The sequence below is a fragment of the Glacieibacterium sp. genome, assembly GCF_965200405.1.
Taxonomy (GTDB): Bacteria; Pseudomonadota; Alphaproteobacteria; order Sphingomonadales; family Sphingomonadaceae; genus Glacieibacterium.
In genome coordinates, this window is record NZ_OZ241356.1 from 2,345,143 (window position 1) to 2,370,098 (window position 24,956).

The following is a 24,956-nucleotide window of genomic DNA, read 5'->3' on the forward strand; positions in this document are numbered from 1 at the left end:
CGTGCGCCCGTCGTACTACACCGCCAATCGACTGCTCCTCATCCGCAGCGTGACGATCAGCCCGGCTGGCGACCAGTCGTGATGGATCGATCCGCCGAGCTGCCCCGAGACGCTGCGCAGCACCAGCTTGCTTCCGAAACCGCTGCCGCCGTCCGCTGGCGCACGGCAAGGCGGGCCGCCTCGCTCGGTCCAGACGATGATCGTTTCTTCGCCTTCGGTGCTGCCCGAGATGTCCAGGGAGCCGGCCGGTACCGACAGCGCCCCGTATTTCAGCGAATTGGTCGCCAGTTCGTGGAGGGTCAGCGCCAGCGTCGTCGCGGTCTTCTCACCGACGCCCATCCGCTGGACTGCGACGCGGATACGGCTGCTGAAGGCTTCGGTCTCGTCGTACGGCGCCAGCAGGATCGCGATCAGGTCGCCGAGCAATGCCGCTTTTCCCTCGCTGCCCGGCAATGGTCGCACGAGATCATGGGCCCGTCCCAAGGCGGTCAGTCGTGCCGTCAGGTCGCGCGCCATCTCGGTCGTGGACGTCGCCGAATTGGCGGTGATGCTGGTCAACCCGGAGGCGATCGCCAGCAAGTTCTTGACCCGGTGGCTCATCTCGCCGGCCAGCAGCTCATGGCTTTCCTCGGCGTGCTTGCGGTCGCTGACGTCGAGGAAGATACCGAAGACGCTCCGGTTGACGACACCAACGTCGTCGCCCTGGCCGCGGGCTGAGATCCAGCGCACGTCGTCGCCGACGATAACCCGGAAGTCGCTCTCATAAGGCCCGACGATGCCGCGGGTCGCGGTGAACGCCGCGCGGACCCGGTCGCGGTCGGCAGGATGGATATGCGCCGACAGGGCTTCGAAGGTCACATGCTCAGTCAAGGGGATGCCCCAGAGCTGAAACGCCCGCTGGTCCATCTTGAGGCTGTCGTCGTCGATATTCCACGACCATAAGGCTACGCCGGCCGCCTGGATCGCGCGGTGCAGGTCATCGGCCTGCCAGACATGATCGTCCTGCGGCCGCGGTGTCTGATAGGCCAGCTTCACGCGGTCACGCCGCTGCTGTGGTGCTTGTCACCACCGAGAGCCGGATGATGTCGCATTTCAAAGTCCAACCGGACCGGCGGGTGGGACAGGGCAGCTTCTCCGACATATCTTGTCATTTGCGGGCTGTGCACGCTCGATCGGCGCGCCAGATCGTCGAATTCACGCCGCATCGGCGGTCTGGCGCGGCTGGCTGTGGAGTTGCTCCGCCAGTTCGCCATAGCGGTCGGCCATCTGGCGATGGAGTTCGATGGTGTCCGCGTCCGGCGCAAGCGTCATCGCCTGACGCTCCTGCGTTTCGCGCATGCGCAGATACTCGACTTGCTGCTCGTCCATTTCCGATCTCCGAACCGTGCCGCGATGGAACTGCGGACCGGGAGCATCGTGCACAGATCGGCTATCGGTTCTTCAATCTCGATCAACTTTTGCACGACCCGGTAACGATCGCGCTGCTCACCGCGCCGAGTAGCGGTGTTTTCCCGACGGCTAGCGTGGGCGGGGCTCGGCATACAGATAGTCGGCGGTGAACTCGGCGATCGCATGAGCGCGTTCGAGATCGTGGAATCGCACCCGCCGTCGCTCGAAGGTCACTGCGCCTTCGGCCTTGCACGTCGCGAGCACCCGGTTGAGGTGGACGCCCGTCATGCCCATGCACTCGGCCAGATCCTGCTGGGTCAGCGGCAGGTCGTAGCCGTCCGCATCCGCCATGCCGACGATGCCGAGCCTGACGTGGAGTTCGCAGAACAGGTGTACGACACGTGCGACGGCGGTCCGGCGGCCGAGCGATAATACCCATTCGCGGTGGATGGCCGCGTCGAGCGTCGTCGAGAACCACAATAGTCGCGTCAGGTGCGGATGGTCTTCGGTAATCTGCATGACCCGGTCATGCGGGACGATGGCGATCTCGCATGGCACCAGCGCCATGACATTATGATCGAGCTTCTTGAGCGGAAAACTGTGCAGGTCGACAAAGTCGCCGGCCACGTGAAGTTCGCAGATCTGCCGCTCGCCGTTCGCTAGATCCTTGTAACGACACATGAAGCCATTCAGCAGCAGGACGCATTCGTGCAACTCGACATCGGCGCGGACGACGACCTGGTCGGTGGCGACTTTCCGGACCTCGCTGATCGAGTTGCGCAGAACTTGCTCCTCCAGCTCGCTGACATTGTCGCGGGCCCGCAGCTTCATCAGCATCTGGTCGATCAACTCAGGCGCTCCACAGTTGCATCCGGGGTCGAGGAGCGCCGGAGCGCCGATCCGTTATAGCGGCGCCGGGCGGCACGACAATGTCCGCTCGGGCTGATCGATCAGAAGTCGCGGCTGGACACGATGGCGTTCGGTTCCTCGAGGTGGCGCCGCAGTATCTCGACAAACATCCTGACCTTGGATTGGGTATGCTGGCGATTGGGATAGACCGCCCAAACCGGCTCCTCCGGTGGCGCGTGGTCGATCAGCAGCGGCTCGAGGAGCCCGGCTTCGATGCGCCTGAGGACGTAGAAATCGGGCAGTTGGCAGATGCCGTGTCCGGCGACCGCGGCATCGGTCACGGCAAAGCCGCTGTTGCAGCGCCAGCGTCCGGCGGGGCGGAAGTCGAGCGGAGCGCCGTCGGCACAAAAGTGCCAGAACTCGTTCGAGCCGACGAGGCACTGGTGCCCGGCCAGGTCCCCGATCGTCTTAGGCCGGCCGTTCGCCTGCAGATAGGCGGGCGAAGCACACAGGTGCAGGTTGCGAGAGGAGATGCGGCTGCCGATCAGGCGCGAGTCCGACAGCATGCCGGTCCGGATCGCGACGTCGTATCCTTCCGCAACGATGTCGACGAGGCTGTTGCTCAGGTCGAGGACCGCCTCGACGCCGGGGTGATCGGCGACGAACTGGCTGAGCAGTTGCGCGACATAGCTCTCGCCGAACGCGATCGAGCAGGTCACGCGCAGGATGCCGTGCGGGCGGGTGCGTTCGCCGACGATCGCGATCGCGTCCTCGCGGTCCTCGATCATGCGGTGGCAGCGTTCGGCGAAGGCCTTGCCGATATCGGTAGCGGTGACGTGGCGGGTCGTCCGGTAGAACAACCGGGACTGCAGCCGGTATTCCAGGCGCGCGATGGCGCGGCTGACATGCGAGGCCGAGACGCCCAGCGCGACCGCTGCGGCGTTGAAGCTGCCACGCTCGTAGACGGCGACAAACTCGTCGATGCCATCCCAGTTCGAAAGCATATTATCCCTAGGCTGCAATAATCTATTGCCGTTCTGCCTATTCCTGAGGGCCGACGCCAGCGCCTAGGCTGACGCACGACCACAGGAGATCAGATGAAGACCCGTGCTGCAGTCGCCTTCGAGGCCAAGCGTCCGCTGGAGATCGTCGAGCTCGACCTGGAGGGGCCCAAGGCGGGCGAGGTGTTGGTCGAGATCATGGCGACCGGCATCTGCCACACCGATGCGTACACGCTCGACGGCCTCGACAGCGAGGGGCTGTTCCCCGCCGTGCTCGGCCATGAGGGTGCCGGCATCGTCCGCGAGATCGGCGCCGGGGTGACCTCGGTTGCGGTCGGCGATCACGTCATCCCGCTGTACACGCCCGAGTGCCGCCAGTGTAAGTCGTGTCTGAGCCAGAAGACCAATCTGTGCACGCAGATCCGCGCGACGCAGGGCAAGGGCGTGATGCCCGACGGCACCAGCCGGTTCAGCTACAAGGGCCAGATGCTGCACCATTACATGGGCTGCTCGACGTTCTCGAACTTCACCGTGCTGCCCGAGATCGCGCTGGCCAAGATCCGCACCGACGCGCCGTTCCAGTCGGCCTGCTACATCGGCTGCGGCGTCACCACCGGCGTCGGCGCGGTGGTCAACACCGCCAAGGTCGAGCCCGGCGCCAATGTCGTGGTGTTCGGGCTGGGCGGCATCGGGCTCAACGTCATCCAGGGCGCGCGCATGGTCGGCGCCGACAAGATCATCGGCGTCGACCTCAACAACGACAAGGAGGAGTGGGGCCGCCGCTTCGGCATGACCCACTTCGTCAACCCGAAGGACGTCGAGGGCGACATCGTCCAGCACCTCGTCGCGCTGACCGACGGCGGTGCGGACTACACCTTCGACTGCACCGGCAACACGACGGTGATGCGCCAGGCGCTGGAGGCCTGCCACCGCGGCTGGGGCGTCTCGGTCGTCATCGGGGTCGCCGAGGCCGGCAAGGAGATCTCGACGCGGCCGTTCCAGCTGGTCACCGGGCGGGTCTGGAAGGGCTCGGCCTTCGGCGGCGCCCGCGGCCGCACCGACACGCCCAAGATCGTCGACTGGTACATGAACGGCAAGATCGAGATCGACCCGATGATCACCCACGTCCTCACCCTCGACGAGATCAACAAGGGCTTCGACCTGATGCACGCGGGCAAGTCGATCCGCAGCGTCGTGGTCTACTGACGTCAACCAAAGGACTGACAACATGTCGATTTTCTCACACGCGGTGCTCGGCACCAACGACCTCGCAAAGGCGGAGCGCTTCTATGACGCCGCGCTCGCGCCGCTCGGCCTGACGCAGAAGGGTCCGTTCGGCGACAACGGCACGATGTACGGCGCCACCGGCCCCGAGTTCATCATCACCAAGCCGGGCAACGGCCAGCCGGCGACGTCGGCCAACGGCGGCACCCTGGGCTTCCTGGCGCCGGACCGTGCCGCGGTCCGTGCCTTCTACGAAGCGGCGCTGGCCAATGGCGGCACCGACGAGGGCAAGCCCGGCCCACGCGCCTTCACCGACACCGCCTATGCCGCTTATGTCCGCGATCCCGACGGCAACAAGATCACCGCCTACAGCTTCAAGGACGAGAAGTAAGCGGATGAGCCCCGAGGCAACATCGGGCGCGCTGGAGACCGTTTCGACCAACCGGGCCTATGGCGGCACGCAGGGCATCTATCGCCATGCCTCTGCTGAAACCGGTACGCCGATGGTGTTCAGCGTGTTCGTGCCCGACCATGCGCCGGGCGTGAAGCTGCCCGTCGTCTGGTATCTCTCGGGGCTGACCTGCACGCACGCCAACGTCACCGACAAGGGCGACTACCGGCGGGCGTGTGCGGAACTGGGGCTGATCTTCGTCGCGCCCGATACGTCGCCGCGTGGCGAGGGCGTCCCCGACGACGCAGCCGGCGCCTATGACTTCGGTCTGGGCGCCGGCTTCTACGTCGATGCGACCGAGGCGCCGTTCGATGCCAACTACCGCATGTACAGCTATGTCACCGAGGAGCTGCCGGCGCTGGTCGCGGCCAATTTCCCCGTCGACATGGCGCGGCAGGGGATCATGGGCCACTCGATGGGTGGGCACGGCGCACTGACGCTCGCGCTGCGCCATCCCGAGCAATATCTCTCGGTCTCCGCCTTTGCGCCGATCGTCGCGCCGGGGCAGGTGCCCTGGGGCGAGAAGGCGCTGGGCGGCTATCTCGGGCCGGACCGCGCTGCGTGGCGCCAGCATGATGCGGTCGCGCTGATCGAGGACGGTGCCAGCGTCGGCGCCATCCTCGTCGACCAGGGCGAGGCCGACCAGTTCCTCGTCGAGCAGCTGCGGCCCGAACTGCTGGCGGCGGCGTGCGAGGCGGCGGGGATCCCGCTGACCCTGCGGATGCAGCCGGGCTACGATCACAGCTACTACTTCATCTCGACCTTCATGGCCGATCATCTCGCCTGGCACGCCGGGAAGCTTGGCTGAGATGGCGGCAGGTCACCCCGACTGGCCCGCGACTTCGGCGGACCCGACGTACACGGGGTGACATTCACGCGCGAATATCCATCTTGAAATGTCAGACGAGAGTAAATGTTATCGAACATAGAATCTAAATATCGATATCGCTAAAGTAAAAGATACGGCGCCAGAGCGATCGCCGACAAGAACTTCTAAAATTGATCCACCGCCTATGCTGCAACGCAATATAAGGACTATTTGCCGCACTGGCGTGTTGATTATTTAAATATCGAATTCGAGATGCACTCATCTTCAGAAGTGCGCTATGGTACGGCTCTTGGGGACGGAAGGTTATTGTGATGTCTGCATCAACCAGTTTATCGATCATGAGGTCCCGCGGTCGTCCGGGCGAGAATGGCGCGATGCCTCCCGGGCTTAGGACGATGGCGGCGTTGCTGGCCTTCGCCGCGCTGCCGGTGATGGTCTCGGCGCAGACCATGTCGCCCCCGGTTCCGGCCGGCGAGATCTTCACCGCCGCGCAGATTGGGCGCGCCCTGTCGCCGCCGACGCCGAATGCCGGCAAGACCGCGCCCAGTCTCGCCAACGCTCCCGTCGACGATGGCCAATGGACGATGCCGTCGAAGAACTACGCTTCGACCCGCTATTCCGCCCAGGCCGAGATCACGGCGGCGAACGTCGCGACGCTGAAGCCGGTGTTCACCTTCCCGCTCGGCGTCGCCAAGGGACAGGAGGCCGCGCCGATCGTCGCCGACGGCATGATGTACGTCGTCACTGCCTACCCGAACCTGGTCTATGCGTTCGACCTAAAGAAGGGCGACGGCAAGCCGGTCTGGACCTACACGCCGGACGTGCTGCCCGCCGCGCAGGGCGTCGCCTGCTGCGATGTCGTCAATCGCGGCGGCACCGTCAGCAAGGGCCGCTACATCTTCAACACCCTCGACGGGCAGACGATCTCGCTCGACGCCAAGACCGGCAAGGTCGTGTGGAAGGTCCGTCTCGGCGACATCAACAAGGGCGAGACCATGACCATGGCGCCCCTGGTCGCCAAGGGTAAGGTCTATGTCGGCAACTCGGGCGGCGAGATGGGCGTCCGCGGCTGGATGATCGCGCTCGACGAGGCGACCGGCAAGCAGGTCTGGAAGGCGCTCGGCACCGGTCCCGACAAGGACGTGCTGATCGGCGCGAGCTTCAAGCCGTTCTACGCGTCCGAAAAGGGCAAGGACCTTGGCGTCTCGACGTGGCCGACCGACGCCTGGAAGATCGGTGGCTCCACCGGTTGGGGCTGGATGACCTACGATCCCGAACTCGGCCAGGTCTATAACGGCACCGGCAACCCCGGACCGTGGAATGCCGAGCAGCGTCCCGGCGACAACAAGTGGACCTCGGGCATCTTTGCCCGCAATCCCGACAACGGCCAGGCCAAATGGTATTACGGCCTGTCGCCGCACGACGAGCATGACTATGACGGCGTCAACGAGCAGATCCTCCTCGACATGCCGTTCGGCGGCAAGATGCGAAAGGTCCTCGTTCGCCCGGATCGCAACGGCTATGTCTATGTCATCGACCGCACGACCGGCCAGGTGCTGTCGGCCGATCCTTTCGGCCCGACCAACTCCAGCAAGGGTGTCGATCTCAAGACCGGCCGCCTGATCAAGAACCCGGTGAAGGGCACGACACCCGACAGCCGGACGACCAACATCTGCCCGACCGCTTCCGGCGCCAAGGACTGGAACCCCAGCTCGTTCAGCCCGCGCACCGGCCTGATGTACATCCCGCACGAGAACATGTGCATGGACTGGCTGAGCAAGCAGGTCAGCTACATCTCCGGCACGCCCTATGTCGGGGCCGAGGTCCATATGAAGCCGGGACCCGGTGGCAATCGTGGCCAGTTGTCGGCCTGGGACCCGGTGCTGCGCAAGCCGGCCTGGACGATCAAGGAGGAACTGCCGATCTGGTCGGGCACCGTCGCCACCGCGGGTGACATCGTGTTCTACGGCTCGATGGACGGCCAGTTCAAGGCGGTCGACGCCAGGACCGGCAAGCTGCTGTGGACCTTCAAGACCGACAGCGGCGTCATCGGCCAGCCGATCAGCTACAAGGGTCCCGATGGCCACCAGTATATCGCCGTGCTCTCGGGCGTCGGTGGCTGGGCCGGCGCAGTGGTCTCCGGGCCGGTCGACAAGCGCGACGGTACCGCCGCCCTCGGCATGGTCAACGCCATGTCCGACCTCGACAAATACACCAAGGCCGGAGGGACCCTGTATGTCTTCTCACTTCCCCGCTAAGTCCGCCACGGTCGCCTTCGGCCTGGCCGCGCTGATCGTCGTCGCCGGCTGTAACAAGTCGCCGGCAACGGACACCGCGACGACGACCGCCGAGACCAAGACCGCCTTCGTCCCGACCCGCACCGCCGGTCTTGCCGCAGGGCAGGTCGATCCGCGCGTCCTGCCGTACCTCAACAGCAAGGCCGTCGTGATGGAGGGCAAGACCCTCTACCAGGCGCATAATTGCAACGGCTGCCACTCGAACGGCGGCGGCGGCATGGGCCCGTCGCTGATGGACGATGAGTGGATCTACGGCGGACGCATCGAGGACATCCACGCGACGCTGGTCGAGGGGCGGCCCAACGGCATGCCGCACTGGAAGGACAAGATGCCCGACGTCGACCTGTGGAAGATCGCCACCTACGTCCGTTCCATGTCGCTGCCGGCGACGCTGGCCGCAGCCAGGAACAACACGCCGTCGCAAGACCCGGCGCCGGTGCCGGAGTCAGTGGAGACCCAATGACCGCGATCGTTCGAAGCCTGCTTGCCGTCGCGATCGTCGCGGCGGCGGGCACGGCCCTGGCAACGGCGAACGCCGTCACCGCGCCACGACGGGTGCTGACGGTGTGCGCCGATCCCAACAACCTGCCGTTCTCCAACCGGGCCGGCGAGGGCTTTGAAAACCGCATCGCCACGCTGCTCGCCAAGGAGATGAATGCCGACATCAATTATGTCTGGTGGGCCCAGCGGCGCGGCTATGTCCGGAACACGCTGACCGAGGCGAAGTGCGATATCTGGCCCGGCGTCGCGTCAGGCGTCGACATGGTGACGACGACCAAGCCCTATTACCGGTCGACCTATGTCTTCGTCACGCGCGCCGACAAGCCATTGTCGGGGTTGAGCTTCGACGACGCGCGGCTCAAGCGCGCCAAGGTCGGTGTGCAGATGGTCGGCGCCGATGCCTCCAACACGCCGCCGGCGCATGCCCTGGCGCGGCGCGGCATCATCGACAACGTCCGCGGCTTCATGCTCTACGGCGACTATGCCAAGCCCAATCCGCCGGCCGCGATCATCGACGCGGTCGCCAGCGGCGAGATCGACGTCGCCGTGGTCTGGGGTCCACTCGGCGGCTATTTCGCGGCGAAGAGCCCGGTCGAGCTGCGCGTCGAGCCGGTCACGCCGCAACTCGACGGGGCATCGTGGCCGATGACCTACGACATCTCGATGGGTGTCCGGCGCAACACGCCGGCCGTGCAAAGCGAGGTCGAGACCATCCTGGCGAAGCAGGCAGGCGAGGTCGCTGCTATCCTCGCCGAGTATCACGTACCGCGCGTCGCGGGCGCCGGTACCCAGTAGCTCGGGCAGGCCTGTCGGATCGGCAGGCCATGATCGACGTCCGAAAACCGCCAGACGGCGCGGCCTGATACGCGTACAACCGCGAGATGCACGACGACCCGTCCGCCTGCTACGCCGCGTTGCGAGCCCGCGATCTCTCGGCGGACGGGCGCTTCTTCACCTGTGTCGTGACCACCGGAATCTACTGCCGCCCGGTCTGCCCCGCACGGCCGCCGCTCCAGAAGAACTGTCGCTTCGTCGCGACGGCGGCCGAGGCGGCTGCGGCGGGGTTCCGTGCGTGCAAGCGCTGCCGGCCGGACAGTGTCCCCGGCAGCCCAGCGTGGCTGGGCAGTGCCGGCAGCGTACGCCGCGCACTCGCGCTGATCGACCGGGGTGCGCTCGACGCCGACGGTGATGCCGCGGTGGAGGCGCTGGGCGACCGACTTGGGCTCGGCGGACGGCAGGTGCGGCGGTTGTTCGCTCGCCATGTCGGGGCACCCCCGGTCGCTGTCGCGCAGGCAAGGCGGCTCGCCGTGGCCGCCGGCCTGATCGACGCCGGCACCATGCCGCTCGGGCAGGTCGCGCTCGCCGCCGGATTCGGCAGCATCCGCCGCTTCAACGAATTGTACCGCAGCGTTCACGGCGAAACCCCCGCGGATCGCCGCCGCCGCTCCCTGAAAGGTCTGGTCATGCAACTGACGCTCAGCCGCTACGATGCACCCGTCGGCGAACTCCTGGTGGTAACAGACAGCGATAACCGTTTGCGAGCGCTGGACTTTGCCGATTTCGAGGCAAGGATGCGGACGTTGCTGACGCGGCATTACGGGGCCGTCGCGCTGAGCGAGGGCAGGCTGGCCGACGATATCGCCGGCGCGCTCGATGCCTATTTCAGCGGGGACGTGGCCGCGCTCGATTCGCTCGCCGTCGCAACCGGCGGCAGCGACTTCCAGCGCAACGTCTGGGCTGCGCTTCGGCGAATCCCAGCGGGCACCACCACCGGCTATGGCGTGCTCGCCGCCAGCCTCGGCAAGCCGGGTGCGGCGCGGGCGGTCGGCCTGGCCAATGGCGCGAATCCGATCGGCATCGTCGTGCCGTGCCACCGCGTCATCGGCGCCTCCGGTGCGCTGACCGGCTATGCCGGCGGGGTCGAGCGCAAGCGCTGGCTGCTGCGACACGAGGGCGCGATCTAGCCTGCAAGCACCTCGGCAAGCGGCCTTGTCCCGCCGCTGAGTCCCTGCTGAATTGCCTGCCTTAAAGCGGTGGTTGCAGGAGCACCGACCAAGCGCTTGAGCTTGTTCGGTCCACAAGAATTCTTATATTCGGCTTGCGTCTTCCGTTGTTTCAGGCACTATTCGTAGTGGGGAATGTGGGGATGGGCACAAACTGTGGTAGCTCCGGGATCGCACCGGCCGGCCACGATGTCACTCCGCAAGACTAGAACGTATCAAGAACATTGCTTCGCCTGTGGATATCGGGGATGCTTTGCCGTCGGCGCCAATCGGCGCATGACGGCAGCGAATTCCGGGTCCAGACAGGGCGGCGAGTATGAGAGTGGAGAGCGTCATGGACTTCAGCGCGGGTACGATCACCGCCGACGACACGGCTACCGAGAGCACGCGGGCGCAGCCTAAGGCGCCCCCACAGGCAGCCCCGGCGGCCGAGCGCTCGTCGACCACGGTCATCCCCTGGGCCTATCCGGTGAGCGTCGACCGGAGTCGCGATGCGTTGCTCACCGACTTCGGTCGCGAGACGCTGAAGGACCGCTACCTGCTGCCCGGCGAGTCGTACCAGGACCTGTTCGCCCGCGTCTCGTCGGCCTATGCCGATGACGCGGAGCATGCGCAGCGCCTGTACGACTATATGTCGAAGCTGTGGTTCATGCCGTCGACGCCGGTGCTGTCGAATGGCGGCACGGGGCGCGGCCTGCCGATCTCCTGCTACCTCAATTCGGTCGGCGACAGCCTTGAGGCGATCGTCGCGACATGGAACGAGAACGTCTGGCTGGCGGCGCGCGGCGGCGGCATCGGCACTTATTGGGGCCATGTCCGCGGCATCGGCGAGCCCGTCGGCCTGAACGGCAAGACCAGCGGCATCATCCCGTTCGTGCGCGTCATGGATTCGCTGACCCTGGCGATCTCGCAGGGGTCGCTGCGGCGCGGCTCGGCGGCGGTGTACCTCGACATCAACCACCCCGAGATCGAGGAATTCCTCGAGATTAGAAAGCCTTCCGGCGACTTCAACAGGAAGGCCCTTAACCTGCACCACGGCGTGCTGGTCACCGACAAGTTTATGGAGGCGGTGCGCAACGGCGAGGAATGGCACCTCGTGTCGCCCAAGACCGGCGAGCGCCGCGCCACTGTCGACGCCCGCGGGCTGTTCACCAAGCTGGTCGAGACGCGGCTGGCGACCGGCGAGCCTTACATCGTCTTCGTCGACCATGTGAACAACGCCATGCCCAAGCACCAGCGCGACGTCGGCCTCAAGGTCTCGACCTCCAACCTGTGCTCCGAGATCACCCTGCCGACCGGCGTCGACCAGTATGGCAAGGACCGCACCGCGGTGTGCTGCCTGTCGTCGCTCAACCTCGAGATGTGGGACCAGTGGCAGGGCGACAAGGTGTTCATCGAGGACATCATGCGCTTCCTCGACAACGTCCTCAGCGACTATATCGAGCGCGCCGAGCCGGAGATGGAGCGCGCCTCCTATGCCGCGATGCGCGAGCGTTCGGTCGGCCTCGGCGTCATGGGACTCCACAGCTTCTACCAGGCGCGCGGCGTCGCGTTCGAGGGCGCCATGGCAAAGTCGTGGAACCTCAAGATCTTCCGCCACATTCGTGAGCGGGTGGATGAAGCATCGATGCAGCTTGCGGTCGAGCGCGGGCCGTGCCCCGATGCCGCCGACATGGGCGTCATGGAGCGCTTCAGCTGCAAGATGGCGATCGCCCCGACCGCCAGCATCAGCATCATCACCGGCGGCACCAGCGCGTGCATCGAGCCGATCCCGGCGAACATCTACACCCACAAGACTCTGTCGGGCTCGTTCTCGATCCGCAACCCGTTCCTGGAGAAGCTGCTCAGCGCCAAGTCCAAGAACTCCGACGCGGTGTGGAACTCGATCCTCGAGCAAGGCGGCTCGGTCCAGCACCTCGACTTCCTCAGCGTCGACGAGAAGGCGGTGTACCGCACGGCGTTCGAGATCGACCAGCGCTGGCTGCTCGAGCTGGCCGGCGACCGCACGCCCTACATCGACCAGGCGCAGTCGCTGAACCTGTTCCTGCCCGCCGACATCGAGAAGTGGGACCTGCTCATGCTTCACTTCAGGGCTTGGGAGTTGGGCATCAAGTCCTTGTATTACCTACGCTCGAAGTCGATCCAGCGCGCCGGTTTCGCGGGCGGGGTCGAGGCCGACAACACCGCGCTCGCCCCGATCATCGAGGTCGAGCAGAAGGATTATGACGAGTGCCTTGCCTGTCAGTAAGGCGCCCCCGCCGGGCAACCGGCGGGACCCGTGCGGTGGCGACACCGGGCGGGCGGGCGAGGGGCCGCGCTGCCGCTTTCCACGGCTCGGCAGCACGGCCCCTCGTCCTTCGCACGACAGGCACCATCTAGAAGTTTCGGAGTAACCCCATGTCCCTCCTCAAAGCGTCCCACGCCTACAAGCCCTTCGAATACCCCTGGGCGTTCGAGTTCTGGAAGCGCCAGCAGCAGATCCACTGGATGCCGGAGGAGGTGCCGCTGGGCGAGGATTGCCGCGACTGGGCGCAGCGCCTGACCGAGCATGAGAAGAACCTGCTGACCCAGATCTTCCGCTTCTTCACCCAGGCCGATATCGAGGTCCAGGACTGCTATCACGACAAATACGGCCGGGTGTTCAAGCCGACCGAGGTCAAGATGATGCTGACCGCGTTCAGCAACATGGAGACGGTCCACATCGCCGCCTACAGCCACCTGCTCGACACCATCGGCATGCCCGAGAGCGACTACAGCGCGTTCATGAACTACAAGGAAATGCGCGACAAGCACGAGTATATGAGCCGGTTCGGGGTCGACAACGACGCCGATATCGCGCGCACGCTGGCGATGTTCGGCGGCTTCACCGAGGGGCTGCAGCTGTTCGCCAGCTTCGCCATGCTGATGAACTTCCCGCGCGCCAACAAGATGAAGGGCATGGGCCAGATCGTCACCTGGAGCGTCCGCGACGAGAGCCTGCACTGCGAGGGCATCATCAAGCTGTTCCACGCCTTCTGCGCCGAGACCGGCGTGCTGACCAAGACCATCCGCGACGACATCGCCGACGTCTGCCAGATGACCGTCCGCCTGGAGGACGCCTTCATCGACCTGGCGTTCGAGATGGGGCCGGTCGCCGGCATGACCCCCAACGACATCAAGAAGTACGTGCGCTTCACCGCCGACTGGCGCCTCAAGCAGCTCGGCATGAAGCCGATCTACCTGATCGAGGAGCACCCGCTGCCGTGGCTCAGCCCGCTGCTCAACGGCGTCGAGCATGCCAATTTCTTCGAGGCCCGCGCCACCGAATATTCCAAGGCCGCGACCAAGGGCAACTGGACCGAAGTCTGGGACGCCTTCGACAAGCGCAAGGGCGCCAAGGCAGCCTCGATGGCGGCGAACGAGAGCGTCGATGATGCGCAGGGCGGGTTGCTCGGCGTGGCGGCGGAGTAGATGATAAATCCGGCCTCGAAGTCTTGTTTTGTAATCGCACCAATTGGTCAATTCGATAGTCAGACACGTAAACGGTCAAACCAAGTATATAATCATATTATCAGCCCCGTCTTGGTCGAATGTGGCTATTCGATTTCACGGGCGGACAATATCGATCAGCCTGGCATAATCACTAATCAAATTGTAGATCGCCTGTTGGAGTCAGATCTCGTAATAGCAGATCTTTCAGAGCGAAACGCGAACGTGTTCTACGAATTGGGGTTAAGGCATGCAATTCGGAAACCGGTAATTCATCTTGTGGGGTCGTCGGATGACATACCTTTCGATAACGCTGCGATGCGCGCTGTTTTGCTCGATGTAACAGATTTAGATGTTGTCGGATTGGCAAAGGAGGCAATCCGAAAGCAAATCCTGGCAATCGAGGATGCCAACTATGAAGTGGAAAGTCCATTTACGACCGCGATCGACGTGAAGGCATTGCGCGTTGGTGGTAATGAGCAGGGCGTGGTGATCGCCAACATCTTTGACCGGATTGACCTGTTTACGGATACCGTTATCAGGATGGAGGAACGTCTAAAATCTATTGAGATCAACTCCGAATATGTTCGGCGACCGATCGAACCGCGGGGCCTAGGGCTGCTGGGCCGTTCGCTCCACTCAAGGGGCCTAGACGAAGTTAGCGATAGCTTTGGGATAAATCCTGATCCCTCATACTTGGAAAAACTTATTGGCCTGCAAAGAGCCAACGATGCACTCGATCCGAAAAAGGCAGTCAGGTCTACCTCGAATGCACCTGAGAAAAAGAAAGCGATCTTCTAGGATCAAGTTCTTTCTTTGCTTCTCTGCAAGTGTCTCGACTGGATCACGCCCGCGTCGGTGGCTTTAAGCGGACAACACACGCTGGCTGAATTTATAGGCGGGGACCGTGACGCCTGCGAATGTTGCGGACGAAACCGTTTAACTGACTAACTAGCGTATTTTATCGGGGAGGCTGGTGACCTCGTCCAGCAGCGAGGTAGCATCTACCCTCCCTGCGGCTTCGCAAAGAGAGAAAGACGGCGGAGCCAGCATGGGGTGGGTTGGCTTGCTTTCGGTTCGGGATCATCCCCTCCCCGGGCCGCGCAAGGGCGCGTCTCTCGCCCTCCCCCGGTGGGGGAGGGTAAGTGGAGGTCAGGGGGCTTCGCCGGTCCACTCCCAGTGCCACGGCTCGAACACATAGTTCACGAAGCCGAACTGCTTCGCGTTGACCAGCAGCCACGCGTACAGCGGCGTGCGGACCATGGCGCGGCGGTTGGGGTCGGCGCTGCTGTCGGCGCCGTAGCCGGGGGCCTGGCCGACGTAGAGGTCGAGCGCCAGGCCGGTGCGGTGGGCGGAGCATTGGGCGCGGACGATGCCCTGGCAATTGCCCTCCGTGGCGCAGCGCAGCGCGTCGGCGGCGGGATCGCGGAAGCCTGAGAAGATCGTCAACCAGCGCGGGTCGGCCTTCAGTCCCGGTACGCCGGCGCGCGCGGCCGCGACCATGCGGCGGTAGGCGGCGAGGGTCGTGGTGCGGAGTTGGATGGGCTTGCCGAGATAGGCCTCCGACGACCGCGGGGTGGCCAGCCGCTCGGGCGGTGGCGGCGGCGGGCAATTGCCCTGGTTGCGCAGCGCGACATAGGGCCGCCGACTCTGCCAGGTCTCCTTGAGCGCGGCGAAGCCCGGCTCGTCGAGGATGCCGGTCGCGGCCAGGTGATGGGCACCCTGCCACTTCGCCAGTGCGGCGGCAAAGCCCGGCGTGGCGGGATCGCAGGTCGTGGCGATCTCGTGCGCCACCGCCGGGACATAGACCTCCCAGCCCAGCTCCGCCCGGCCGAACGGCGACCAGGCCAGCGTGTGCAGCGATGCCGCATTGGCGATCGCCGCCGGTCCCGGCCCGGCGGTGCAGCTCTCGGCGGCCTGGACGGCCACCGGCACCGCGGCGGCAAATGCCACCGCCGCCAGCCGCCACGCCCTGCCTACGCCCGGAACCATCGGAACTCCCGTCCATTTTGTCGACGCAACGATTACCAAGGATTACCCAGTGCATCATCACGCAATCGTCGGACTGCCGCTGTTGATGCTGATCGCCGCCGCGCCGGTGGCCAAACCCGCCAACCCCGCGCCGGTTGCGAAATCCGCTGCTCCGGCCGCGGCGGACAAGCCGGCAGTGGCAGCGGATGGCGGGGCGGCGGTGGCGCCGAGCCAGGTTTCCGCGACGCCGGTGGCGGCGGCGTTCGCCTCGCAGGCACCGGCGGCAACCGCGATCAACCGGCAGGACTTCGTCGAGGGCAAGGATGCCGCGGCGACCCGGCGCATGCTGATCCGGGCGCAGGTGCTGCTCGACCGCGCGCATTTCTCGCCGGGCGTCATCGACGGCAAGCAGGGCGGCAACATGGCGCTGGCAGTGCGCGGCTTCCAGGCGGCAAACGACCTGCCCGAGACCGGCAAGCTCGACCGCGCGACGTGGGACAAGCTGACGGCCGGCGACGACGGCGCGGCGATCCGCGACTATACGCTCGAAACCGCCGACACCGCCGGGCCGTTCGCCGCGCCGGTGGAGCCGGGCGATTACATCACCATGGCGGCGCGGCCCGACATGACCTGGACGTCGCCGCTGGAATCGCTGGCCGAGCGGGCGCACATGGACGAGGCGCTGGTCACCGCGCTCAATCCCGATGCCGACCTGACGCGCGCCGGCACGACGATCCTGGTCGCCAATGTCGCGCGGCCCAAGCTGCCGACGGTCGCGACCATCGAGGTCGACAAGTCGCTGGGCGAGCTGCGCGCGCTGGACGAGGCGGGCAAGGTCGTGGCGATCTACCCGGCGACGGTCGGCAGCAGCGAGCGCCCGGCCCCGGCGGGCTCGTGGAAGGTCCGCACCGTGGCGACGGCGGCGACCTACACCTTCGATCCGTCGCGCCTGACCTTCAAGCCTAAGGACAGCGCGGCGCTGAAGCCGGGGCAGAAGCTGATCGTCAAGGCCGGGCCGAACAACCCGGTGGGCTCGACCTGGATCGACCTGACCAAGGACACCTATGGCATCCACGGCGCCCCCGACCCGCGGCTGGTCGGCAAGGTCGCCAGCCACGGCTGCGTGCGCCTGACCAACTGGGACGTCCACGAGCTGGCGATGGCGGTGAAGGAGGGGACGGTGGTGAAGTTCGACGGGGTCGAGAAGCGGGTGAAGGCCTGACGCCTAGCGGACGCTGACCTGCGCCGCGTCGAGCTGCTTGCCGGCGGCGTCGCGGAGGACGAAGCGGTGGACGCCGGGGATCGGCAGCCACAGCGCACCTGCCGCGGCCGGCCCCAGCGGTCGGCCGTCGACATCCAGGCGCATGGTCGCGGTGGCGCCGCTGGTCCGGACGCCAACCCGCTGGCGCAGCGGGGGAATATCGGGATCGAGGGCGATCACCGCGCCATTGGTCGGCGCAACCAGCCGCGGGCGGTCGTCGACTCCCGCGGTGACGCGCACGGTGTCGAGCTCGGTGCCCGGCAGGAACAGCTCGGTCCGCGGCGGCTCGATGGCCGGCACGAAGGTGACGCGCCGCTCGGTGACGCCCGGGTCGCGCGCCGGCGGACGGCCGGGCCGGTCGCGGTGCAGGTGGAGCATGATCTCGCGCCACGCCGGTGCTCCCCCGCTGACCCCGGAAACCCCGGAACCCATTGAGTCACCTTCAAAATTACCCACCCAAACGGCAACGGTGAAGCGGTCGCTGAAACCGATGCACCAATTATCCCGCAGCGCCTTCGACGTCCCGGTCTTGACCGCCGCCCAGAACGGCAGCCCCAACGTACTGTCCGACCCGAAGGTCGAGGTCCGCGCCGCCCCGTCGCCCAGCATGTCCGCGACGATGCTCGCCGCCGCTGCCGACAGCACTCGCCGCTGCACCGGCGCCGGCCCCGGCTCCACCCTCAGCGCCGACCACAGCCCACCCCGCGCCAAGCTCCGATACGCCGCCGCCTGCTCGGCCAAAGTCACCTCCGCCGACCCTAAGGCCAGGGAAAAGCCGTAATAATCGCCCTCCCGCGATATCCCATGATAACCATAGTCGTAGAGCTGGTCGCGGAAAGCATCGACCCCGACCAGCAGCAAGGTCCGCACTGCCGGCACATTCAAACTGTTCCCCAACGCCGACCGCGCACTGACCGGCCCCCGGAAAATCCGATCGTAATTCTGCGGAATGTACAGCCCCGAAGCCGTGTCGAGATCGACCGGCGCATCGTCCAGCACCGACGCCGCCGTCAGCAACCGTCGCTCGATCGCAAGCCCGTAGAGAAATGGCTTGAGCGTCGATCCGGCCTGTCTCGGCGCCGCGGCTCCATCGACCTGCGCGCTCCGCGACATTGCCCCGACCGAACCGACATAGGCTAGGATCTCCCCACTGGCATTATCGACGACGATCGCCGCGCCATCCCGCACGTTGCGCTCGCCGAGTTCGCCAAGCCGACGGGTCAGCGCCTGAAGGACGAACGCCTGCAAATCGGCATCGATCGTGGTGCGGACTTCCCGCCGCCCGGCGCGGAGCAGCTTCGCCGCGAGTTGTGGCGCAAGGTTTGGATCCGGTGGTGCAGTTGATGGCCCCAGCATGCGTTCCGCAGCAAGGCGCACCGCCCCGCAATCGGGCGCCGCTATACAGGCACGCGCCGCCACGCGCTGCGGCACCGCCGTCGGACTAGGTATCAGCGCCGCCAATACCTGCGCCTCGGCGACGCTGAGGTTCCCGGCCGGATGTCCCGCCAGGCTGCGGGCGGCGGCGTCGATGCCAACCAAGTCGCCGCGCCACGGCAGCAGGTTGAACCATGCCTCAAGAATCTGATCCTTGCTCCACATCGACTCTATCGCCTGGGCGGCGCGGGCCTGGACGAGCTTCTGTCGCCACGACCGGCGACCGCTGGTGCCGAGGTCAGTCGACAACAGCCCGGCAAGTTGCATGGTAATGGTGCTCGCCCCGCGCGCCGGTCGCCCGGTCAGTCGGTCACGAACAGCGCCTGCGACGGCCCGCCAGTCGACGCCACGATGATCACGGAAGCGCCGATCTTCGTTATGGATGGCTGCAGCGATTAATGGAGCGGCAATGTTCGCAAGAGGCACCCAGTCGAGCCGCCGAGACGCGGCATCGATGCGAACGATGTCCAGAACGCGACCGTCCCTGGCGAGCAGCCGAGCCTCGCTGGAAACCCAGTGCGCCCGGGTCGCCTGGTAGCTCGGTATCGTTGGCGGTCCGGTTAGAAGCCAGGCGACCCCAAGGACGATCAGCAAGGCGCCGGCTACGATCCGGACCCGCAACCGCGGCCGCGGCAATTGAGACCGCACCGGTGCTGGCACCTTCATTTCCCGGCCGCAACCTCGACGACGTGGTTGGGTACCATTGCCATCATTTCCGGCGAGTAGAGTGCCTCCACCCGGGTCGGAGGCATTTTAAAGATGCCCTCCGAGTTGAGCCGAACGGTATACTCGTACACCACGGTTTCGCGCGACATGGCTTCGTAGTGCGCGTGTACAGCCTCGGCGCGACGCTCGACGTAGGTAGGCTGCAGCCCGCTTGCATCGCCGCCGGCGAGTAGCTGCGAACGTCCACCCAACGAGCCGCCGAGGATCGTCGCGCCAGCGGGAACAGGGTCGTTGATCACTACCCATTCGACCGGCGCACGCGGCGTCACTTCGATACGGATACGCATGACGTCGCCGCGGCTCCACCGTCCAGGAACCGCCCGGCTGACGACGAAAGCCTGTCGCTTGACGGCGAAACCACTGGCGAACGCTTTGGTAAGCGGCACGGCTGCGCGCGAAGTAACGGTCGCCCATGGCGCGCCGGTGCCGCTGTGATTGAGCGCGAACGAAGTTTGAGCAGTCGGCCATGGCAAGGTCGCGGCTCCCGGATTCCCGCCGCCGCCGGGCCAAGCAAACTCTCGCACTATCGGACCGAGAGTAGCGCGGGTGCTGCCAGTCACCGGTACGCTCTCGAAGCGCCTCGAGAAATCGGCGATCGCCAGCGTGCCAACGGCATTGGCGACGGTCGTGTCCCAATGTCCCTGACGCTGACGCAAGATTAAAGCTTGTGCCAATGCGCCGATATCGGTGCGCCAGTCGGGCAACGCCGCGACGGTCGTCAGCAGGCGAGATGCGGTCGTGTCGGCAGATGCCAGCAACTGCCAAGGATCGTCCGCCCGGGTGATCGTCAGGCGAGTGCCTTGCAGGTCCAAGCGCGCGCGCAGCAAGTGGCCGGCCTGTGCAAGCTTTTCCGCGCTGTCAGGGATGCCAGGCAGCCGCTGCAGAATGTAGGCCCAATCGACGATGCCGATCGTCGGCCACGCATCTGGTGTGAGGCTGAGCGGTTCGACCATCGCAGGCGTGGCGACACCGTTCGCAGCGAGCGCTGCAATGGCGCTTAGGCGGCGGGTTGCTGTATCGCCACCGAAGCCGGTGATTGCAGCATCGCCGCTGCCCTTGTCTATGACCAGTACACGATTATGGCTGCGCTCGGTCTTTCCGGCGACAAAGGACTGCAACCCAGCAATCATCTTGGCCCGAGCATCGTCGGGCAACGGCCAGCCGGCATCTGCAGAAAGGCGAAGGATATATCCAGTCAGGCTGTCATCGCCGCGGATCCAGTCCGCGGGAAAGTACTGGACCAGTCCATCGGGATCGAGGTAGGCGGGAAGAAGCGCTGCAATCGAATTCCACCGTTGCTGATCACCCAATGCGACAGCGCGGCTCAACTGCTGTTCGATACAGTCATAAGGGTAGGCCGCCATGTACGATTTGACACCTGGTAGCGCCCCGCCGAGCGTGCGGCTGAGCGCCAGGTCAAGTCCGCCACGGCCTGGGAGCGCGCCGGCCGGGAGCATCACGGGGAAGCCGGCCGACGGTGACAGCTGCACAAGCGTCGATTGCCAGACCGCCACCGGCACCGCCGCTGCGATGGTCTGGGTGACCCGGACCGCATCGCGGGAATTTCCGCCGGTGGCTTCGACCGCCCATTCGATCTTGCCTTCGGTCGACGGAGCAATAACGCTCCAAGCTATGGTCAACGCATCGTTTGCAGGAATGTTGACGGTCTTGGACGGCAGGATCGCTGTACCAGCGAGCGCGGTCAGGTTGACCCGCATAGGCTGAGCTGTCGCGTTGCGTGCTAATACAGTCGCCACGTAGCGGTCGCCCTCGCGCACCAGTGGCGGAATCCCCGGAAGCAATTGAAGGTTCTGCGTCGTCCTGATCTTGGCGTAGCCGGTCCCGAACAGATCGGAGCCACCTGTCGCCACGGCAATTAACCGGAAGCTGGACAGCGAGTCGTTGAGCGGGATCGCGATCCGCGCTTGTCCTCGAGTGTCGAGCGGAACGCGCGCTTGCCACAGCAGCAACGGCTGGAAGTCGCGCCGAGTTAGTCCGCCATTATCCGCGCCACCGTCCCCACCGGCTGCCAGCGCTTTGCGACCATAGTGACGCTTGCCGACGACCTGCATCTGCGCGGTCGAGGTCTGTACCCATAGAGGACGCTCGGTCATCATCGCCGTCAGGACGTCCCAGCTCGGATTGTCCTGCAGCTGGAGCAGCGCCTCGTCTACAGCGGCAAATGCGATTTCGGAACCAGCTGGCAGGGTGCGGCCGTTCGGCGGGGTCACCTGCACCACAGTCGAGGCGGTCTTTCGGACCGCGTAGCTCGGCGAGTCCGTGGCGATCCGCACGCCTAGCCGATGATCATCCCAACCGACCTTCAGCTTGACCATACCGAGGCGATACGAAGGCTTGGCGAGGTCGATCAATGCGGTCGGCGAGGCAGCGTCGCGGCTGATCCACGGTAAGTTCCATCGCCGCGCCAGATCTGCCAGCCACAACCGCCAGCCGGCAACGCGTCCACGCACGGCGAGCACCGAGACATAGACATCGGGTGCATACCCACGCTTGAGCTGGACCTCGACGACCGGGTCCTTGCCTGACAATGTCGTGACGAAACTGTCGATAACGCCGTCGCGCAGTACGCTCACCAAGGCGGTCGCTTCGCGAAAAGGCATCCGGACCTGCAACCGGGCGACGCCGCCAGCCGGATATTCAGGAGCCTCGGCGACGACGTCCATGCGGTCGCCGTTATCACCGCCGAACCACCAGTCGTCGTCACCAGCCAACCATAGCGACTTGGTTGCTTGCGATACGCGGCCGGCGCTATCCTTGACGATGCCTTGCGCGATTACCTCGCCTGACACGCCCGCGTCGATGGCGCACAGCACTAGGCCCTTTTCGTCACTGGTGCCGGAACAACCCGCTTTGATCTTCTTGGTCTCGCGACTGTTGTCATAGGCGTAGAAGCCGCCAATCAGCCGCTTGCGGTAGGAATAGGACTCCCGGCTGAACAACTCGACCGAGACTTTGGCGCCGCGCACCGGCTTATCGTCTAAATCGAGCACGATCATCTTCAGGCGCAGGTCGCCAGCCTTGGCTATCCAGCCGTCGGAGGCAATCCCCAGGTGAAGCGACGCCGGGTCGAGGTCGATCCGCGATAACACGGTGGCGACCTCGCCGTTGGCGTCGTCGTAATCCATCTCGGCGACCAGCTGTGACGGCCGCTCGATTTTGCCGATGCCGTCGACAAGCACCCTCGCGCCGCCATTCGCGGCAAGTGTCACCGGTTCAACGCGCGCGCGCATTGGTCCGGGAGCGGCCGCTGCCTCGCCTCCATCAAGCGCAACGATACCGGGCACCATCGTTTCCCCGCCGAAGGTGAAGCCGGGATAGTCTGTCGGTGACTCTTCGCGCGGCTCGACCATCGTGCGCAGCTTCACCGGCGCACGATTGACCGCACCGCCGGACAAATACGTCAACGACAGGTCGAGTGGCACCGCCGCGGGCGCAACGAGCTTGGTTGCCGGGCCACGCACGGTGGCGCGGATGGTCGGCAGCCGGAACTCTTCGATCTTGAAGCTGCCGGAAACTTTGCGCTCCGTCGCGCCGCGCTCACCAATACTGACTTGATACTCACCCAACGCCGCGGCCTTGGGCGATGTCCAGTCGCTGACACCAATGCCGTCTGCGCCTAATTTCAACGGCAACTCGTAGGTCTGGTCACTGCCGACGTGCCGGACGAGCAACGTCGCGTCCTTGGGGATGTCCTGCACGACGCCAAAGCCGGCATCCGTGCGCTGGCGGGCGATGTGTTTCATGTGGATCGTCTCGCCGGCGCGGAGCAACGTGCGGTCGAACACCGTGTGCCAAATGCCTTGCTCCTCGCCGTAGCCGGTAGGCAGCTGGAAATCGCCAGGCTGGATGCCGTTGTTCCAGTTGGTCAACGTGAAGGAGTAATCGTCCGACGTTCGTGCACTGACAATCAGCGGATGATTGCCGTACTCGCAATTGCCGTAGCCTGATGGCGGTGGCAGCTTGTCTGGTACATAGGCGCGGCCTTGCGTGTCGGTGGTGCCACGCCAAAGCTCGCTACCGTCGCACGAGTCGCTGATCGCGATCCTGGCATTCGCGACCGGGGTAGCGTCGTGTAGTCGAGTGATCCAGGCAAGGCTGCGGCCTTTGCCCCACTGGAAGTGCACCGCCATGTCGGTAACCAACGCGCCGCTCGCGACATAGCGCGTGCCGCCCTTGGACAGCAGGGCGCGACCGAGCATCGGCGATGCGATCTCGACGATGTGAAAGCCGTTGGTGCGCAATGGAATGCCAACCACCTCAAATATCCGGCCGCCGCCCGGCCGGTTGATCGAGAGTTGGCGCGAGGGTGCCTCGCCGCGGATCAATGGCGTCGAGCGCGTCGTGTTGATGGTCCGGGTTTCCTTGCTGCCGGCGATGGGCTCCTCGACGCTGGTATCGTCTTCGGCCTTGTTAAGGGCGCGCAGCCACAAGGCGACCTGCGCATCGGTCGCTACCGAAATCTCGCGTCCGCGCAGCGGGCCATAATCCTGGGTCGCGACGCGTGCTTCGACGCCGCGCAAGGTGACGGGCAGAACGCCGCCTTCAGCGGCCTCGACGATGCCGAACTGCCCGGCGAACTTGACCAGCGGCGGAAGGTCGCCGGTGCCGACCTCGAGTGGAAAGCGGGCGGCGTTGACCAGCACGCGGTCCGCATCGTCCTTCAGATTGTCCGGCAGGTCGACGTGATAGCGGGCGCGTTCGGCAAACGGTCCTTTGAACTCGACGGTGCTTGCCGACTGCAGATGATCGTCCAGCTTTTCGGGAGCGCGGGCCTTGCCGTCCGGACCGATCAGCCGGATCGCCTTCGCTTGGGCGATTGGCACTTGGCCGGTGAAGCTGACACGCATTGCCTCAAGCGGCGAGCACAGTGCGCCGGCGTTGGTGCGCGAGCATTCGAAGCGGGCGGTGAACGCCGTACGGACCTTATAGTCAAGGCGTCGCGTTGCCGCCGTCGCCAGGCCGTTCGGCGACGCGATGCCGGCGCCCCAGACGATGGCGACGCGGCCGCCGGAGGGCAGGGCGCGGCGGCACTTCACCGCGACGATCTCGGCACGCGGTTCGATCGTTTCGCCGTCATATTCGGCCTTGCGCTGGCCGGCCTGACGCAGCAGTTCGCGGGTTCGATAGTCGCGGCCCGAGCCGGTGATCAGTTCGTCGCGGGTCTTGTCGGGCAGCACGTCGAGCGGCACTGCCTCGCCAACGCCTTCGATGCGGCACGACGCGTGGGCGGCGATGCTGGCGGGCGTTGCCTTGGCGTTCAGCGCGAGCAGGAAGATCGCATTCTCGTCTAGATCGTCGGAGTCTTCGCGGGGCAAAACGGCGCGGATGTTCGGACCACCGGTGTCGAAGGCGAAGCTGCGGCGTCCAGCGACGCTTGCTCCGGCTGCGTCCTTCAGCCCGGGATTGAGCGCGAAGGTGCAGCGCTGCCCGCCGGCCAGTGGCTGGGCATAGTCGACGGCGTAGGTCCGGGCGTCGACCCAGCGTCCAGCGACCGCGCCACCGCAAGTGCCGCTGCCGGGAGCGGGCAGGCG

The 24,956-nt window shown here is 65.5% G+C and carries 19 protein-coding genes; 12 read left to right on the forward strand and 7 right to left on the reverse strand.

Features of this window, described 5'->3' with window-relative positions:
- Positions 1-15 precede the first annotated feature (15 nt).
- From ACOFKW_RS11020 to ACOFKW_RS11035, 4 genes are all read right to left on the reverse strand, one after another.
- Entirely contained in the window at positions 16-1,035 is a 1,020-nt protein-coding gene (locus tag ACOFKW_RS11020) for a sensor histidine kinase (protein WP_419814201.1), read from the reverse strand.
- Between the two features lie 159 nt (positions 1,036-1,194).
- Positions 1,195-1,368, reverse strand: coding sequence for a hypothetical protein (locus ACOFKW_RS11025; protein WP_419814202.1), 174 nt, complete (start codon positions 1,366-1,368; stop codon positions 1,195-1,197).
- A 150-nt stretch (positions 1,369-1,518) separates the two neighbouring features.
- On the reverse strand, positions 1,519-2,238 hold the full coding sequence (locus ACOFKW_RS11030; RefSeq protein ID WP_419814203.1) for a Crp/Fnr family transcriptional regulator: 720 nt from the start codon (positions 2,236-2,238) through the stop codon (positions 1,519-1,521).
- A gap of 101 nt (positions 2,239-2,339) precedes the next feature.
- On the reverse strand, positions 2,340-3,242 hold the full coding sequence (locus ACOFKW_RS11035; RefSeq protein WP_419814204.1) for a LysR substrate-binding domain-containing protein: 903 nt from the start codon (positions 3,240-3,242) through the stop codon (positions 2,340-2,342).
- Between the two features lie 93 nt (positions 3,243-3,335).
- Here ACOFKW_RS11035 and ACOFKW_RS11040 point away from each other — a divergent pair, with 93 nt between their 5' ends.
- From ACOFKW_RS11040 to ACOFKW_RS11085, 10 genes are all read left to right on the forward strand, one after another.
- Complete coding sequence (locus ACOFKW_RS11040; RefSeq protein ID WP_419814205.1) at positions 3,336-4,445, forward strand: S-(hydroxymethyl)glutathione dehydrogenase/class III alcohol dehydrogenase; 1,110 nt, start codon at positions 3,336-3,338, stop codon at positions 4,443-4,445.
- A 22-nt stretch (positions 4,446-4,467) separates the two neighbouring features.
- Positions 4,468-4,854 (forward strand): VOC family protein, encoded by a 387-nt coding sequence (locus tag ACOFKW_RS11045; RefSeq protein ID WP_419814206.1) that lies wholly within the window; start codon positions 4,468-4,470, stop codon positions 4,852-4,854.
- A 31-nt stretch (positions 4,855-4,885) separates the two neighbouring features.
- Complete coding sequence (gene fghA, locus ACOFKW_RS11050) at positions 4,886-5,722, forward strand: S-formylglutathione hydrolase (RefSeq protein WP_419816926.1); 837 nt, start codon at positions 4,886-4,888, stop codon at positions 5,720-5,722.
- A 395-nt stretch (positions 5,723-6,117) separates the two neighbouring features.
- Positions 6,118-8,001: a PQQ-dependent dehydrogenase, methanol/ethanol family gene (locus ACOFKW_RS11055; protein WP_419814207.1), complete on the forward strand. Its 1,884-nt coding sequence runs from the start codon at positions 6,118-6,120 to the stop codon at positions 7,999-8,001.
- Positions 7,979-8,503: a c-type cytochrome gene (locus tag ACOFKW_RS11060; RefSeq protein ID WP_419814208.1), complete on the forward strand. Its 525-nt coding sequence runs from the start codon at positions 7,979-7,981 to the stop codon at positions 8,501-8,503. Before ACOFKW_RS11055 ends, ACOFKW_RS11060 begins: the two co-directional genes overlap by 23 nt.
- Entirely contained in the window at positions 8,500-9,336 is an 837-nt protein-coding gene (locus ACOFKW_RS11065; RefSeq protein WP_419814209.1) for a substrate-binding domain-containing protein, read from the forward strand. Before ACOFKW_RS11060 ends, ACOFKW_RS11065 begins: the two co-directional genes overlap by 4 nt.
- Positions 9,337-9,422: 86 nt before the next feature.
- Entirely contained in the window at positions 9,423-10,505 is a 1,083-nt protein-coding gene (locus ACOFKW_RS11070) for a bifunctional transcriptional activator/DNA repair enzyme AdaA (protein ID WP_419814210.1), read from the forward strand.
- 373 nt (positions 10,506-10,878) lie between these two features.
- On the forward strand, positions 10,879-12,792 hold the full coding sequence (locus ACOFKW_RS11075; protein WP_419814211.1) for a ribonucleoside-diphosphate reductase subunit alpha: 1,914 nt from the start codon (positions 10,879-10,881) through the stop codon (positions 12,790-12,792).
- Between the two features lie 149 nt (positions 12,793-12,941).
- Complete coding sequence (locus tag ACOFKW_RS11080; protein ID WP_419814212.1) at positions 12,942-13,994, forward strand: ribonucleotide-diphosphate reductase subunit beta; 1,053 nt, start codon at positions 12,942-12,944, stop codon at positions 13,992-13,994.
- A gap of 336 nt (positions 13,995-14,330) precedes the next feature.
- Positions 14,331-14,813, forward strand: a complete 483-nt coding sequence (locus ACOFKW_RS11085) for a hypothetical protein (RefSeq protein WP_419814213.1) — start codon at positions 14,331-14,333, stop codon at positions 14,811-14,813.
- A gap of 351 nt (positions 14,814-15,164) precedes the next feature.
- Here the strand turns inward: ACOFKW_RS11085 and ACOFKW_RS11090 are convergent, their stop codons facing one another.
- Positions 15,165-16,004: a D-alanyl-D-alanine carboxypeptidase family protein gene (locus tag ACOFKW_RS11090; RefSeq protein WP_419814214.1), complete on the reverse strand. Its 840-nt coding sequence runs from the start codon at positions 16,002-16,004 to the stop codon at positions 15,165-15,167.
- Between the two features lie 49 nt (positions 16,005-16,053).
- Between ACOFKW_RS11090 and ACOFKW_RS11095 the strand changes: the two genes are divergently transcribed.
- Positions 16,054-17,205, forward strand: coding sequence for a L,D-transpeptidase family protein (locus tag ACOFKW_RS11095; RefSeq protein WP_419814215.1), 1,152 nt, complete (start codon positions 16,054-16,056; stop codon positions 17,203-17,205).
- 3 nt (positions 17,206-17,208) lie between these two features.
- Here ACOFKW_RS11095 and pbpC read toward each other — a convergent pair whose 3' ends face one another.
- Both pbpC and ACOFKW_RS11105 read right to left on the reverse strand, forming a co-directional pair.
- Positions 17,209-19,344: a penicillin-binding protein 1C gene (gene pbpC / locus ACOFKW_RS11100; protein WP_419814216.1), complete on the reverse strand. Its 2,136-nt coding sequence runs from the start codon at positions 19,342-19,344 to the stop codon at positions 17,209-17,211.
- A complete protein-coding gene (locus ACOFKW_RS11105) occupies positions 19,341-24,272 on the reverse strand; it encodes an alpha-2-macroglobulin family protein (protein WP_419814217.1) in 4,932 nt (1,643 codons plus the stop codon). Before ACOFKW_RS11105 ends, pbpC begins: the two co-directional genes overlap by 4 nt.
- Between ACOFKW_RS11105 and ACOFKW_RS11110 the strand changes: the two genes are divergently transcribed.
- A complete protein-coding gene (locus ACOFKW_RS11110; RefSeq protein ID WP_419814218.1) occupies positions 24,249-24,716 on the forward strand; it encodes a hypothetical protein in 468 nt (155 codons plus the stop codon). The genes ACOFKW_RS11105 and ACOFKW_RS11110 overlap by 24 nt on opposite strands.
- The last annotated feature ends 240 nt before the right edge of the window (positions 24,717-24,956 follow it).

Excerpts from the sequence above, each read along its gene's own strand:
- ACOFKW_RS11040 (WP_419814205.1), top strand. The coding sequence starts at position 3,336 with ATGAAGACCCGTGCTGCAGTCGCCTTCGAGGCCAAGCGTCCGCTGGAG.
- ACOFKW_RS11025 (WP_419814202.1), bottom strand. The coding sequence starts at position 1,368 with ATGGACGAGCAGCAAGTCGAGTATCTGCGCATGCGCGAAACGCAGGAG.
- ACOFKW_RS11080 (WP_419814212.1), top strand. The coding sequence starts at position 12,942 with ATGTCCCTCCTCAAAGCGTCCCACGCCTACAAGCCCTTCGAATACCCC.
- pbpC (WP_419814216.1), bottom strand. The coding sequence starts at position 19,344 with ATGAAGGTGCCAGCACCGGTGCGGTCTCAATTGCCGCGGCCGCGGTTG.
- ACOFKW_RS11070 (WP_419814210.1), top strand. The coding sequence starts at position 9,423 with ATGCACGACGACCCGTCCGCCTGCTACGCCGCGTTGCGAGCCCGCGAT.
- ACOFKW_RS11035 (WP_419814204.1), bottom strand. The coding sequence starts at position 3,242 with ATGCTTTCGAACTGGGATGGCATCGACGAGTTTGTCGCCGTCTACGAG.
- ACOFKW_RS11090 (WP_419814214.1), bottom strand. The coding sequence starts at position 16,004 with ATGGTTCCGGGCGTAGGCAGGGCGTGGCGGCTGGCGGCGGTGGCATTT.
- ACOFKW_RS11065 (WP_419814209.1), top strand. The coding sequence starts at position 8,500 with ATGACCGCGATCGTTCGAAGCCTGCTTGCCGTCGCGATCGTCGCGGCG.
- ACOFKW_RS11105 (WP_419814217.1), bottom strand. The coding sequence starts at position 24,272 with ATGCGTGTCAGCTTCACCGGCCAAGTGCCAATCGCCCAAGCGAAGGCG.
- ACOFKW_RS11075 (WP_419814211.1), top strand. The coding sequence starts at position 10,879 with ATGGACTTCAGCGCGGGTACGATCACCGCCGACGACACGGCTACCGAG.
- ACOFKW_RS11060 (WP_419814208.1), top strand. The coding sequence starts at position 7,979 with ATGTCTTCTCACTTCCCCGCTAAGTCCGCCACGGTCGCCTTCGGCCTG.
- ACOFKW_RS11055 (WP_419814207.1), top strand. The coding sequence starts at position 6,118 with ATGCCTCCCGGGCTTAGGACGATGGCGGCGTTGCTGGCCTTCGCCGCG.
- ACOFKW_RS11045 (WP_419814206.1), top strand. The coding sequence starts at position 4,468 with ATGTCGATTTTCTCACACGCGGTGCTCGGCACCAACGACCTCGCAAAG.
- ACOFKW_RS11085 (WP_419814213.1), top strand. The coding sequence starts at position 14,331 with ATGCGCGCTGTTTTGCTCGATGTAACAGATTTAGATGTTGTCGGATTG.